The organism is Streptomyces nanhaiensis, assembly GCF_046614825.1.
Taxonomy (GTDB): domain Bacteria; phylum Actinomycetota; class Actinomycetes; order Streptomycetales; family Streptomycetaceae; genus Streptomyces; species Streptomyces radiopugnans.
The window spans coordinates 1-12401 of sequence record NZ_JBKJFM010000171.1; the positions used below are offsets into that span (position 1 = coordinate 1).

At 71.8% G+C, this 12401-nt stretch carries 14 protein-coding genes; 3 read left to right on the forward strand and 11 right to left on the reverse strand.

The window, feature by feature from the left end:
* Positions 1 to 572, forward strand: a 572-nt coding sequence (locus tag ACLIYP_RS26160) for a 4'-phosphopantetheinyl transferase family protein (RefSeq protein ID WP_412715572.1), incomplete at its 5' end; no start/stop codon positions are given.
* 8 nt (positions 573 to 580) lie between these two features.
* Positions 581 to 1360: an MBL fold metallo-hydrolase gene (locus ACLIYP_RS26165; protein ID WP_412715573.1), complete on the forward strand. Its 780-nt coding sequence runs from the start codon at positions 581 to 583 to the stop codon at positions 1358 to 1360.
* A 90-nt stretch (positions 1361 to 1450) separates the two neighbouring features.
* On the opposite strand, the gene fabI is transcribed toward ACLIYP_RS26165, so the two are convergent.
* The 9 genes from fabI to ACLIYP_RS26210 all read right to left on the reverse strand — a co-directional run bounded on the left by fabI (position 1451) and on the right by ACLIYP_RS26210 (position 10421).
* Entirely contained in the window at positions 1451 to 2263 is an 813-nt protein-coding gene (gene fabI / locus ACLIYP_RS26170) for an enoyl-ACP reductase FabI (protein WP_412715574.1), read from the reverse strand.
* Between the two features lie 4 nt (positions 2264 to 2267).
* Positions 2268 to 2972: a 3-oxoacyl-ACP reductase family protein gene (locus ACLIYP_RS26175; protein ID WP_412715575.1), complete on the reverse strand. Its 705-nt coding sequence runs from the start codon at positions 2970 to 2972 to the stop codon at positions 2268 to 2270.
* 48 nt (positions 2973 to 3020) lie between these two features.
* Positions 3021 to 3473, reverse strand: coding sequence for an SgcJ/EcaC family oxidoreductase (locus tag ACLIYP_RS26180; RefSeq protein WP_412715576.1), 453 nt, complete (start codon positions 3471 to 3473; stop codon positions 3021 to 3023).
* Positions 3474 to 3676: 203 nt separating this feature from the next.
* On the reverse strand, positions 3677 to 5911 hold the full coding sequence (locus ACLIYP_RS26185; protein WP_412715577.1) for a molybdopterin-dependent oxidoreductase: 2235 nt from the start codon (positions 5909 to 5911) through the stop codon (positions 3677 to 3679).
* 119 nt (positions 5912 to 6030) lie between these two features.
* On the reverse strand, positions 6031 to 7431 hold the full coding sequence (lpdA, locus tag ACLIYP_RS26190) for a dihydrolipoyl dehydrogenase (RefSeq protein WP_412715578.1): 1401 nt from the start codon (positions 7429 to 7431) through the stop codon (positions 6031 to 6033).
* A gap of 635 nt (positions 7432 to 8066) precedes the next feature.
* A complete protein-coding gene (gene tatA / locus ACLIYP_RS26195) occupies positions 8067 to 8309 on the reverse strand; it encodes a Sec-independent protein translocase subunit TatA (RefSeq protein ID WP_412715579.1) in 243 nt (80 codons plus the stop codon).
* 55 nt (positions 8310 to 8364) lie between these two features.
* Positions 8365 to 8943 (reverse strand): TerD family protein, encoded by a 579-nt coding sequence (locus ACLIYP_RS26200; protein WP_093655344.1) that lies wholly within the window; start codon positions 8941 to 8943, stop codon positions 8365 to 8367.
* 40 nt (positions 8944 to 8983) lie between these two features.
* Positions 8984 to 9718, reverse strand: coding sequence for a hypothetical protein (locus tag ACLIYP_RS26205; protein ID WP_412715580.1), 735 nt, complete (start codon positions 9716 to 9718; stop codon positions 8984 to 8986).
* A gap of 127 nt (positions 9719 to 9845) precedes the next feature.
* Positions 9846 to 10421, reverse strand: coding sequence for a TerD family protein (locus tag ACLIYP_RS26210; protein ID WP_412715581.1), 576 nt, complete (start codon positions 10419 to 10421; stop codon positions 9846 to 9848).
* Between the two features lie 170 nt (positions 10422 to 10591).
* Here ACLIYP_RS26210 and ACLIYP_RS26215 point away from each other — a divergent pair, with 170 nt between their 5' ends.
* A complete protein-coding gene (locus tag ACLIYP_RS26215; protein ID WP_412714007.1) occupies positions 10592 to 10996 on the forward strand; it encodes a BlaI/MecI/CopY family transcriptional regulator in 405 nt (134 codons plus the stop codon).
* Between the two features lie 381 nt (positions 10997 to 11377).
* On the opposite strand, the gene ACLIYP_RS26220 is transcribed toward ACLIYP_RS26215, so the two are convergent.
* Together ACLIYP_RS26220 and ACLIYP_RS26225 are read right to left on the reverse strand one after the other, a co-directional pair.
* Positions 11378 to 11638 (reverse strand): GlsB/YeaQ/YmgE family stress response membrane protein, encoded by a 261-nt coding sequence (locus tag ACLIYP_RS26220; RefSeq protein WP_412715582.1) that lies wholly within the window; start codon positions 11636 to 11638, stop codon positions 11378 to 11380.
* 80 nt (positions 11639 to 11718) lie between these two features.
* Entirely contained in the window at positions 11719 to 12174 is a 456-nt protein-coding gene (locus ACLIYP_RS26225; protein ID WP_410540040.1) for a tellurite resistance TerB family protein, read from the reverse strand.
* Between the last annotated feature and the right edge of the window lie 227 nt (positions 12175 to 12401).

The following is a 12401-nucleotide window of genomic DNA, read 5'->3' on the forward strand; positions in this document are numbered from 1 at the left end:
GGGAGCGCCGACGGTACGAGGCCGTGTCCGATCCGCTGGGCCGGGCGGAGTTCGTCCTCGCCCGGTACGTCCTGCGCGACGCGCTGGGCCGGGCGCTCGGCCGCCCGCCCGCCCGCGTCCGCCTGTCCGTCGACGGAGCCGGGCGGCCCCGGCCGGTGGACGCGCCGGGGGTGGACGTGAGCATCACGCACACCGCCGGCCTGGTCGCCGTCGCCGTCGGCACCGGTCTCGCGCCCGGTGCCCGGATCGGCGTCGACATCGAGAGGATCCGCCCGGTGCCGCGGGCCGGCGCGCTGGCCCGCCGTCTCTTCTCCCCCGCGGAACGCACCCGTCTGGGCGCGGTCGCCGGCCCGTGCGGTGACCGGGCGTGGCTGGAGGTGTGGACCAGGCGGGAGGCGTACGCGAAGGCCGTCGGCACCGGGGTGCCCACCCTGGCCGACGCCCCGGAGCAGGACGTCGGCCACACCTGGCACCCGCTGCGCCTGCCCCGCGGATTCACCGGGAGCCTGGTGCTCGTACCCCCGGCGGGACCGGCCGGTCCCGCATCGCCCCTTCCCCAACCCTCCCCCTAGGAGCTTCCATGACTTCCGAGAACCTCGCCGTCACCGTCGTGGGCGGTCCCACCGTGGTCATCGACCTGGGCGGGCTGCGGTTCGTGACCGACCCGACGTTCGACACCGCCGGCTCCTCCTACGAGCTGGGCCCGGTGGCACTGCGCAAGCTGGCGGACCCCGCGCTCACCCCGGACGAGGTCGGCCCGGTCGCGGCCGTCCTGCTCTCGCACGACCAGCACCCCGACAACCTCGACGGGGCCGGGCGCGCCTTCCTCAAGGGGGCGCCGCTGGTGCTCACCACCGAGCAGTCCGCCGAGCGCGTCGGCGGCGTCGGTCTCGCCCCGTGGGCCGAGCACGCCCTGGAGCGCCCGGACGGCGGACGGGTCGTGGTCACCGCCGTCCCCGCCCAGCACGGCCCGGCCGGGACCGAGGCGATGCTGGGCTCCGTCACCGGCTTCCTGCTGAGCGGTGAGGGCCTGCCGACGGTGTACGTCAGCGGCGACAACGTCTCCCTGGACCCGGTGCGGGCCCTCGCGGAGCGCGTCGGCGAGCGCGGTGTCGATCTGGCGGTGCTGCACGTGGGGGCCGCGCAGCTCGCCCCCTTCGGCCCGACGCTGCTCTCGATGACCGCCGAGCAGGCGGTGGAGGCGGCGGAACTGCTGGGCGCCCGCAGGGTGCTGGCCGTGCACCACGACGGCTGGGAGCACTTCACGGAGGACCGCGACGTCGTCGCCGCGTCGTTCGCCAAGTCGGGCGGGGCGGAGCGGCTGGTGTCGCCGGGAGCCGGCAGCCACGTCGCGCTGTGAACCGCGGACCGGGCGACACCGCCTGAAGCGGGACGGTTGCCGCCCCCCGGCCCCTGCAGCGGGCCGGGGGGCGACAACCGTTCGCGCGGGTCAGGCGCCCATCGCGTGGTGGCCCCCGTCGACGTGGACGATCTCGCCCGTGGTCGCCGGGAACCAGTCGGAGAGCAGCGCGGCACAGGCCCGCGCGGTGGACTCCGTGTCGGTGACGCTCCAGCCCAGGGGCGCCTTGGCGGCCCAGTCGTCCTGGGTGCGGGCGAGGCCGGGGATGGCCTTGCCGGCGGTGGTGCGCAGAGGTCCGGCGGCCACGAGGTTGGCCCGGATGCCGCGCGGCCCCAGGTCCCGCGCGAGGTAGCGGTTGGCGGATTCCAGGGCGGCCTTGGCCACGCCCATCCAGTCGTAGGCCGGCCACGCCTTCGTGGCGTCGAAGGTGAGCCCGACGACCGAGCCGCCGCCGCCCATGAGGGGCAGCAGGGACAGGGCGAGCGCCTTGTAGGAGTAGGCGGAGGTGTGGACCGCGGTGGCCACGTCCTCCCAGGGCGCGGTGAGGAATCCGCCGAGGCAGCTCGGCGGGGCGAAGGCGATGGAGTGCAGTATCCCGTCGACGCCGTCGAGGTGCTCGCCCACCGCCTCCGGAAGCCGTTCCAGGTGCCCCGGATCGGTCACGTCCAGCTCCACGACCGGCGGCTGCCGGGGCAGGCGCCGGGAGACCAGCTCGACCAGGGACATCCGGCCGTAGCCGGTGAGCAGGATCTCGGCCCCCTGCTCCTGCGCGACGCGGGCGGCGGCGAACGCGATGGACCGCTCGGTGATCACACCGGTGACCACGATGCGCTTGCCGGCGAGCAGGCCGGCGCCCGGAGCGCCCGGTGCCCCGCCGGCGGAGGGTGTCGTCGTGGTGGTCATCCCCTCAGTGCCCCATTCCCAGTCCGCCGTCCACCGGTATCACCGCGCCGGTGACGTAGCCTGCCCGCTCGCCGGCGAGCCAGGCGACGGCGGCGGCCACCTCCTCGGCGCCGCCCGCCCGGCCGGCCGGGATCTCCGCCAGGTGTGCGGCCCTGCGGGCCTCGGGCAGGGATGCGGACATGTCGGTCTCGATGAGGCCGGGCGCCACCACGTTGACGGTGACGCCGGCCGTGGCGTACTCGCGGGCCATGGAGCGCGCCATGCCGACCATGCCGGCCTTGCTGGCGGCGTAGTTGGCCTGACCCGGGTTGCCGCGCAGTCCGGCGACGGACGACACGAAGACGATGCGCCCCCACCGGCCCCGGAGCATTTTGGGCAGGGCTCGCCTGGCGCAGCGCCAGCCGCCGGTGAGATTGGTGTCGAGAACCCGGGAGAAATGCTCTTCCTGCATGCGGATCATCGGCCGGTCCTCGGTGACTCCGGCGTTGGAGACGAGAATCTCCACCGGGCCTATTTCCGCTTCCACGGTCGTGAACGCGGCGTCGATCTGATCCATGTCCGCGACATCGCAGCGGACGGCGGTGAATTCACCGGTGGGGGGTTCGTTGCGATAGGTGACGGCGACCCGGTCGCCGCGATCGAGGAATTCCCTGGCAATGGCGAGCCCGATTCCCCTGTTTCCCCCCGTGACCAGCACTGTGCGTGGCAACGAAGTGCTCCGTTTCTCCTCTGCCCCCGCGGCACCCCGGCCGGGAGTTCACCCCTGCACAAGGGTGCTCTGGAATTCCTTCATGTAGTAGACGCCGTTGATCCGCACCGCCGTCCAGGAGACGATGATGCGCTGGCCGATGGGGACCTGCTCCGGGTCGGTGTACGTGTCACCTGGCATGAGCATCCCGCCGAGCCCGTCGATCACGGCGGTGCTGTTGGACAGGCAGCGCACGCTGAGCGGCTCGCCGATCATCCGGGTGTCCTTGAGCGGCCCCGCGAAGGCCTTCTGGTAGTACGCGGCGATGGCCTGCCTGCTGGTGAGGTAGGCGCCGTTGCTCGGGATCATGTGGCCGTCCGTGGTGAACTGCGCGGCGACGCCGGCGGCGTCACCCCTGTCCCATGCGGCGAAGAGCCGGTGCGGCACGTCGATAATGGCCTGCTGCGTGGGCGAGCAGTTCGTGTTCGTCTCGATGTCCTCCTCGACGGCGGCATTCGCCATGGTCGAGGCCCCGGCCAGAAATGCCAGGGAAACGGCTGCGATCAGAAAACTGCGGGCGCGACTCATGAAAATACCCCCCGTTGTTCCGTGCATGAGATCGTGCGTGCAGTCTAGAGGCAGCGGGGTCGGATGGAAAGTTTTTGGCCAGATGAACCGTCAGGTTTTCGGGGAAGGCGCGGCCGCGAATGCGGGAGATCCGGAGTTCAACTTTCCGTTTGGCTTCCTTCCACGCGTTCCACCCGCACGGACACCCCGTTGAAGACGGCCGTCCCCGACAGCGGGTCGACGACCGCGCTGTCGGTGAGCGCGTTGACGCTCACGCCCGGTTCGGCGGCCGCGTGCCGCATCCGGGTGCCTTTCCGGCCGTGCCCCCAGCCGTAGGGCATGCTCACCACGCCCGCCCGCAGCCGGCCGGTGGGCTCCGCCGGCACCACCACCTCGCCGCCGCGGCCCCGGACCCGGACCAGGTCGCCGGCGGCGACGCCGAGGCGCGCGGCGTCCTCCTCGCTCAGTTCCAGGACGCAGCGGTTCGTACCGCCGGAGAGCGAGGGGATGTTGTGGGACCAGCTGTTGACCGATCTCGACTGGCGGCGGGAGACCAGCACCAGACCGCCGTCGCCGAAGTCCCGCATCCGTGCGGCGAGCCGGGGCAGATCCGCGGTGATGGCGGGCGGGCACAGTTCCACCAGGCCGGAGGCGGTCATCACCACCTCCCGGCGGCGGGGCCGCAGCGGGCCGAGGTCGACTCCGTTCGGGGACTCCTTCAGCCGGGCCAGGTTCAGGCCGTCCGGGCGCGCCCCGAACAGATCGCCGGCGGGCCCCAGCCGGAGCATCAGGTCGAGCCGGCGCTCCAGGGCGCCCTCCCCGGTCAGCTCTGCCTTCAGCGCGGCCGGCGCGCGGCCGGCCAGCGGGGAGCCCGGGCGGCCGCAGGCCGCCCTCAGGGCCAGGTCGGTGAGCGTGTCGTCCACTGTGTCCGGATCTCCGCCGGGCCCTCTCCCGGAGGCGATGAGGACCAGCCGGGCGAGGATCTCCGCCTCGCTGGGCCGCCCCGGCGCGAGGGCGCGCAGCGGCGGCGAGAAGCGCGCGTTGCGGCGGACGGAGCGGGCGGCCAGGACCACGTCGTAGTGCGGCGACTCCAGAGGGCTCGGCGGCGGCAGGATCACCGACGCGTGGCGCGTGGTCTCGTTCAGATAGGGGTCGACGCAGACCATGAAGTCCAGGCCGGGCAGGGCCCGGTCCAGCCGCTCGCCCTGCGGGGTCGCGAGGACCAGGTTCCCGGCGACGCACAGCAGGGCCCTCACCTGCCCCTCGCCGGGGGTCTCGATCTCGTCCACGAGGGTGGCGGTGGGAAGTTCGCCGTTGACCTCCGGCAGGCTCCGCACCCTGCTGTGCCAGCGCCCGGTGCGGAACGGCTCGGCGGGGCGGCGCGCGGCGTGCGGCGCCTCGCCGAAGAGCACCCCGCCGGGACGGTCGAAGTTGCCGGTGACGATGTTCACCACGTCCACCAGCCAGCTGGTGAGCGTGCCGAACTCGGTGGTGCAGGTGCCCAGGCGCCCGTACACGGCGGCGGCGGGCGCCGCGGCCAGCTCCCGGGCGAGCCGGCGCACGGTGTCCGCCGGGACGCCGCAGGCGGCGGCGACCTCGCCGGCCCCGAACCCCTGGACCAGCCGGGCCAGTTCGCCGAAGCCCGCGAAACCCTCTCCGGGATCGGTCGCCAGGCCCTCGTCGAACAGGGTGTTCACGATGCCGAGCAGCAGCAGGGCGTCGGTTCCCGGCCGGATCGCGACGTGCTCGTCCGCGAGGTCCGCGGTGCGGGTCCGGCGCGGGTCGACCACGACCAGGCGGCCGCCCCGGGCCCTGAGGGCCCTGAGCCGTCCCGGCAGGTCGGCGACCGTCCACAGACTGCCGTTGGACTCCACCGGGTTGGCGCCGAGGACGAGCAGGTGCCGGGTGCGGTCGACGTCGGGCAGCGGGAAGGCGAGCGGGTCCCCGTACATCCATCCGCAGGCCACGCTCTTGGGCATGGTGTCGAGCGTGGTGGACGAGTAGACGTTCCGGGTGCCGAGCCGCTCGCGCAGCACCATCATGTAGAGCGGCAGGGCGAGGGTGTGGATGACGGGGTTGCCCGTGTAGAGGGCCACGGCGTCGCGGCCGTACCGGTCCGTCACGGCCCGCAGGCCGCGGTCGACGGCCTCGAAAGCCTCGGCCCACCCCACCTCGTCGAAGCCGCCGCCGGGCCGGCGCACCAACGGCGCGGTCAGACGGTCCGGATCACTGTCGAACCGGCCCAGGGAGGCGCCCTTCGGGCAGATGTAGCCGTGGCTGAAGACGTCGTCGGGATTGCCCCGGACACGGGTGGCGCGCCCGTCCGACAGAGTGATGCTCAGGCCGCACGTCGCCTCGCATAAAGGGCACACGCGCGTCGCCGTTCGATCCATCCAAGCCCCCCGTACCACTTGATCGACCGCGCACAGTGTAGCCGGGAAGGGCGAACATGCCCCCTCGATCGCCGCGACGAGGGGGCACGTCGGGGCCGTACGGACCCGGGCGGAGAGGTCTACATGTTGATCATGTGTCCGGCCAGGCCGTGGACGGCCTCCTTGACCGCCTCGCCGAGCGTGGGGTGCGCGTGGACGTTGCGGGCGACCTCGTGGACCGTCAGGTCCCACTGCTGGGCCAGCGTCAGTTCGGGCAGCAGCTCGGTGACCTCGGGCCCGATGAGGTGGGCGCCCAGCAGTTCGCCGTGCGTGCCGTCGCTGACGATCTTCACGAAGCCGGCCGCGTGCCCCAGGCCGTGCGCCTTGCCGTTGGCGGTGAACGGGAACCTGGCGACCCGGACGTCGAAGCCCCGGGAGCGGGCCTGGGCCTCCGTCCAGCCGAAGCTGGCGATCTGCGGCTGGCAGTAGGTGGCCCGCGGGATCATGGTGTAGTCCAGTTCCATGGTCTCCGCGTCCGCGATGGTCTCGGCGGCCACGACGCCCATGGACTCGGCGGCGTGGGCCAGCATCAGCTTGGCCGTGACGTCCCCGATCGCGAAGATGTGCGGCACGCTGGTGCGGCACCGGCCGTCGACGTCGATCGCGCCGCGCTCGGTGAGGCGGACGCCGGTGTTCTCCAGACCGTAGCCCTGGACGTTCGGGGCGAAGCCGATGGCCTGCAGGACCTTGTCCGCCTCCAGCACCAGGCGCTCGCCGCCCTTGTCGACCGTGACGCGGACGCGCTCGCCGGAGTCGTCGACGGTCTGCACGGCGGTGCCCGTGAGGACCTTGACGCCGGCCCTGCGGTAGTGCTTGGCCAGTTCCTTCGAGATCTCCTCGTCCTCCAGCGGGACCAGGCGGTCGGCGTACTCGACGATGGTCACGTCCACGCCGTAGCTGCGCAGCACGTAGGCGAACTCGACGCCGATCGCGCCCGCGCCGGCGATGACGATGCTGCCGGGCAGCGTCTCGCTGAGGATCTGGCTCTCGTAGGTGACCACCCGCTCCGACAGGGACGTGCCCGGGAGCAGCCGCGGGCTCGCGCCGGCGGCGATGACGCAGTGGCCGAAGGTCACGGTCTCGGTGCTGCCGTCCTTGAGCGCCACCGTCATGGTGTGGTCGTCGGTGAAGGTGCCACGCCCGTCGAACTGGGTGATGGCGTTCTTCTTCATCAGGTAGTGGACGCCCTTGACGCGTCCGTCGGCGACCTTGCGGCTGCGCCGGTGAGCGGCCCCGTAGTCCACCGACACCTCGCCGCCGATGCCGATCCCGTAGGCCTCGGCCTCGTTCGTCACGAACTGCACCATCTCGGCGTTGCGCAGCAGCGCCTTGGAGGGGATGCATCCGACGTTGAGGCACACGCCTCCCCAGTAGCGCTCCTCGACCACCGCGGTGGAGAGGCCGAGTTGCGCGCTGCGCACGGCAGCCGTGTAGCCGCCGGGGCCCGCTCCCAGAACAAGGACGTCAAAATGTTGGCTCACAGGGGAACCCTCGTCCGTCGCGGACGGGCGGACAACCGGTTTGGCCGGCAACCGGCTGTGATCTCGCTCTCACCCTCAGGCTCCGCCGACGGCGCGCGGAGCGCGACCGCGGCACCGTGCCGGTGCGGGTCTCGCGCACGTCCCGCGATGGCACGGCACCCGCCGCTCAGATGTCGCGGAAGGGACCGGCGAGCGCGGTGACCTGCCCCGACGAACGGCTGATGGTCGCTGACCTGCGCGAATGGGCTTTCGGCCGTTTCAATCTCGTGCCGCTTGATGGGGCTGGAAATCCCGGAAAAGTCCCAGAGAGCCCGCCGGGGCAGTCGCCGCCACCGCCGTGCTGATTGTCCGCGCTGTATCTTCAGTCCTGCTCTTCTTGTCATGCCGAGCCCCTCTCAGGCTCGTGTCACCGAAGACTGTGAATCCGCCCGGAGAGTAACTGGAGAACCTGGCTGGTGGACCGGGAACCAGTTGACGGAGATAACCCTTCCGGTGATTCGAAAGGTTTTCGCGTGTGCTGCGGCCAGCTCTCATCGGAGATTTTCCATGTGTCAAGAGGTGGCTGTCCTGGTTGCGACTCGAAGCGGGCCACCGGCATCTTTTCCACGGGAACCACAGGTCTCCGGCAGAGCTGTTCAGTGCGAAACCCTGCCCGTGGGGCCGTTGCCGACTCCGCCGGAGGGTGTACCGCCGTCTGCGGACTTGATGATGCGGGGGTCCGGTGCACCTGGAGGGTGGTCGGATTTCATCGCTTTGACCTCGCTTTTGAGGATGCGGGCCGACTTTCCTGCGGATCGAGCGAGCTCGGGGAGTTTTTTGGCGCCGAATATGACGATGACGACGATGATGAGGATGGCTACCTCGCTGATTCCGAGCATCGTGGTCCTTTCCTGAGGATGTGCGCGGGGCGGGGGCTGTTCACGGTCCCGCCTGCTACAGCAGGGGGGTGATCGAGGGCATCAGGTCCTGGAAGGTGCGGCCGTTGGCCGCGGTGCCCAGGGCGGTCATCTGCCAGCCGTCGCCCTGGCGGTGGACCTTGGCCATGATCTGCGCGGTGTACTGGCCGCCGCCGGTGAGGGTGTAGCGCGCCAGCTCCTGTCCGTTCGTCTCGTCCACCAGCCGGCAGAAGGCGTTCTGCACCTCGGCGAAGGTCTGGCCGGTGAAGGAGTTCACGGTGAAGACGATCTGGTCGATGTGGACCGGGACCCGCTGGAGGTCCACCAGGATCGCCTCGTCGTCGCCCCCCTGCCCGGCCCCGCCGACGAGGTTGTCGCCGGTGTGGCGCACGGAGCCGTCGTCGCTCACCAGGTGGCGGAAGAAGACGACGTCCACGGGCTGCTGCCCGGCGAAGAGCACGGCCGAGGCGTCCAGGTCGATCTCCTGGGTGCGCCGGCCGAACAGGCCGCGGCGGGGAGCCGCCTGCCAGCCGAGCCCCATCCGCACCGCGGTCAGGGTGCCCCCGTCGGACTTCTGCAGGCTGATCGCCTGTCCCTTGGACAAGTTGACCGTCACGTGTCTCCTCTTCTCGATGGGTGTGGGGCGCAAGGATGGCTCATGCGCTCGGTGCGGGGTGGCGCGGGCCGCTGAACCCCGGACTGGTATGGCCGGGACCGGTGGGACTCGGGTCGGGGCGTGCAGCCGGTGAAGGCCCCGCCGGTTCCGGAACGGGGGCGGGGTGCGGCTGCCGGAGCCGGTCGTGGAGGAAGGGGTGGATACCGCGTGTCAGGAGGGCCTGCCGCCAGGATTCGCGAAGCCGCCATGCTTCGGCTTCTCGGTCCCAGGCGGTTTCCGGCGGCGAGGAGCGGTGGTGGGCGGCGGTGAACAGAAGGCAGGCGACGCCGACCGCCGTCGAGACCAGGGCGACGACCACAGCTGTGCGTCCTGCCCCTATCAGCGCGTCCGCGAGGGCGTTCCCGGGGCTGCCGAGGCTTGTGCCGTAGCCGAGAGCGAGGAAGAGGGCGGCCGCGATCGAGGAGAGGACCGGCGTGAGGACCACCACTGCCGCCAGGAAACCGTGTCTGCCGGTCGGGGGTGTGCTCCCGGTGAGCACCTTCCGGGATTCCGCCCCGGCGGCTCCGCACTGTTCGAGGTACGCCTGGTACTCGACGGCGGCCGCCGCCGCGATGGTGTGTCTCTCGGCCATGGCCTGGTCACGCAGATGGCGTGTGATGACATCCCCTGCGGCCCGGCACACCGCGCGGTGGATGTCCGCGCTGCGCAGGGCCTGGTGCACGAGTTGCTCGAACTCGGGTTCGTCCTCCGGCCGCAGGTGCGTTGGCGGGATCATGGATGGTTCCTCGGCGGGGTGGCCCGGCGCTGCGGTACGGCTTCCGGGTTGAGGCTGGCGGTGCCTCGCGCGGAGCGTGTTGGGCTTGCCGACCGGACAGGGCCCGCTCCGGGAATCGGGTGCGGCCTCAGACGTTCACTCCGTAGTCCTGTGCGATGCCGGCCAGGCCGGAGGCGTAGCCCTGGCCGACCGCGCGGAACTTCCACTCCGCGCCGTGGCGGTACAGCTCCCCGAAGACCATGGCGGTCTCGGTGGCGGCGTCCTCGCTCAGGTCGTAGCGGGCGATCTCGGTGCCGCCGGCCTGGTTGACCACGCGGATGTAGGCGTTGCGGACCTGGCCGAAGCTCTGCCCGCGCGCCTCGGCGTCGTGGATGGACACCGGGAAGACGATCCGGTGGACATCGGCGGGCACGGCGGCGAGGTTCACCTTGATGACCTCGTCGTCGCCCTCGCCCTCACCGGTGAGGTTGTCGCCGGTGTGCTCCACCGAACCGTCCGGGCTGGTGAGGTTGTTGTAGAAGACGAAGTGCCGGTCGGAGGCGACCTTCCCCGAGGGGTCGCACAGCAGGGCGCTGGCGTCCAGGTCGTAGTCGGCGCCGGTGGTGGTGCGCACGTCCCAGCCCAGGCCGACGAGGACCGCGCTCAGGCCCGGCGCCTCCTTGCTGAGCGAGACGTTGCCGCCCTTGGAGAGAGACACTCCCACGCTTTCCTCCTGTTTGCCGTGTTGGTTCGCCGGGCTGTCCGCCGACGGCCGCCATCGTAAATCTACAATAGTGTAGAAGAAATGTGAGTGTCGATCGGGTTGCCGTCCACTTACGATGTACGGCCGGCCCGGCCGGGGTGACGGGGGCATGGCTGGAAGGAGACGGCAGGGTGGATCAGGAGAGGACCGGGCAGTCCGGGCGGCCTCGTGCGCGCCGGCGCGGCCAGGGCGAGTTGGAGGTGCAGGTGCTGTCGGCGCTGCGCCGGGCTCCGGGGCCGGTGGACACCGCCTGGGTGCGCGAGCGGCTCGGCGGCGAGCTGGCGTACACCACCGTGATCACCATCCTGACCCGGCTGCTGGCCAAGGGCGCGGTCGTACGGGAGAAGGCGGGGCGCTCCTTCGTGTGGTCGCCGACGGCGGACGAGGCGGGGCTGGCGGCGCTGCGCATGCGGCGGGTGCTGGACGGGGAGAGTGACCGTCAGGCGGTGCTGGCGAGTTTCGTGACCTCGCTGCCGCCGGGGGACGAGCGGCTGCTGCGGGAGCTGCTGGAGCGGGCCGAAGAGCCGGGGGAATGAGGCGGTCGTGGGGGTCTGCGCGCGTGCAGCACGGGTGCTCACGGGCGTACGCGGCCGCTCGGTGGCGGTGCTGCCCGACGGCGAGCCGTACGCGTACGCGCTGGCTGCGGTCGAGAGCCGGCGGGCGGCGGGCGGAGCGGCGCTGGTCTCCCGCGCTGCGGGCCGCCCGGCTGCCGCACCGGTCCACTTCGCCGCGGCCGCCCCCGTTGCGGCGCCGGCCCGGCCGCGGCGGGGGCGGCCGTCTCGGCGCTGTCGTCGGCGAACTCCGCCGTCACCCTGTTCCTGGTGCTGGAGGCCGCCACCCCGCTGCAGAGGCGTCGCGGGCGCCCGGAGCGGCCACTGCATGCCTCGGCCAGTCGCCCGCCCCCGGGAGTAGGCGGGTCAGCGGCCCTTGAGACGCTCGACGGCTGCGACGCCGCCGGCGGCCAGGGCGATCTGGATGGCCAGTTCGATCCAGTCGACGCCGCTGGTCTCCGCCACCCCGAGCCCTGCGGCGATGGCGGTGCCGACCAGGGCCGCGAGGACACCGACCCCGATGGTCAGCAGGACACCGGTGTGCTGACGGCCCGGCAGGGCCAGCCGCCCCAGGACGCCGATGACGATACCGATCACGATTGCGCTGATGAGGCCGGAGATCTCCATGCCGTTCCTTCCGTGGTGCGGTTCGCTGTGCGTGTGTCCGCTCCCGGCGTGCCGATGTGCGCAGGGCGGCAGTCGGTTGCTTACAGGTCGAACTCGTGGGGCGGCAGATCGAGGGCATAGCAGGCCTCGCGGACCAGGGCGCGCTCGGTGGCGTCGAAGTCGCCGTCGGCGCCACCGATGACGATGCCGATCTGGATCACCGCGCGGGCCTCGGCGGGCTTCTTCCTGGCCTTGGCGACCTCCTGCATCACGCTCACCTTGCCCAGGTCGAAATCGGCGGTCAGCGTGTCCAGGTGCGCCTCGAAGCGGCGGTGCAGATCGTCGGCGGGGAAGTTCTTCAGTACCTCGTTGCCGGTGATCAGGTGGGCGACGCGCCGGCGCTCGGCCGGGTCGATCGTGCCGTCGGCGGCCGCGACCAGGGCGCACATCGCCATGGACGCGTCGCGGAACGCGCCGCTTTTGAGGTCGTTCTTCTTCGCCTCCAGCTGGGCCTGCATCGTCTGGGCGGATTCCTTGATGCGATCCCACAGGGCCACGGGAACTCCATACATCGCTCGGGTCCGGGCCGCGCGGATGCGACCCGGACCCAGACTACCTTCTACAAGTCTGTAGAAGCAGCGGGCGGGGAGCCCTATGCGTCCTCGCCTCCCTCGTCCTCGTCCTCGAAGGCGTCGCCGATCTCGTCGACCACCTCGGCCGCGATCATGCCGCCGGCGACGCCGACGGCGAGTCCGGCCGCGCCCGCGGCGATGGCGGTGCCCAT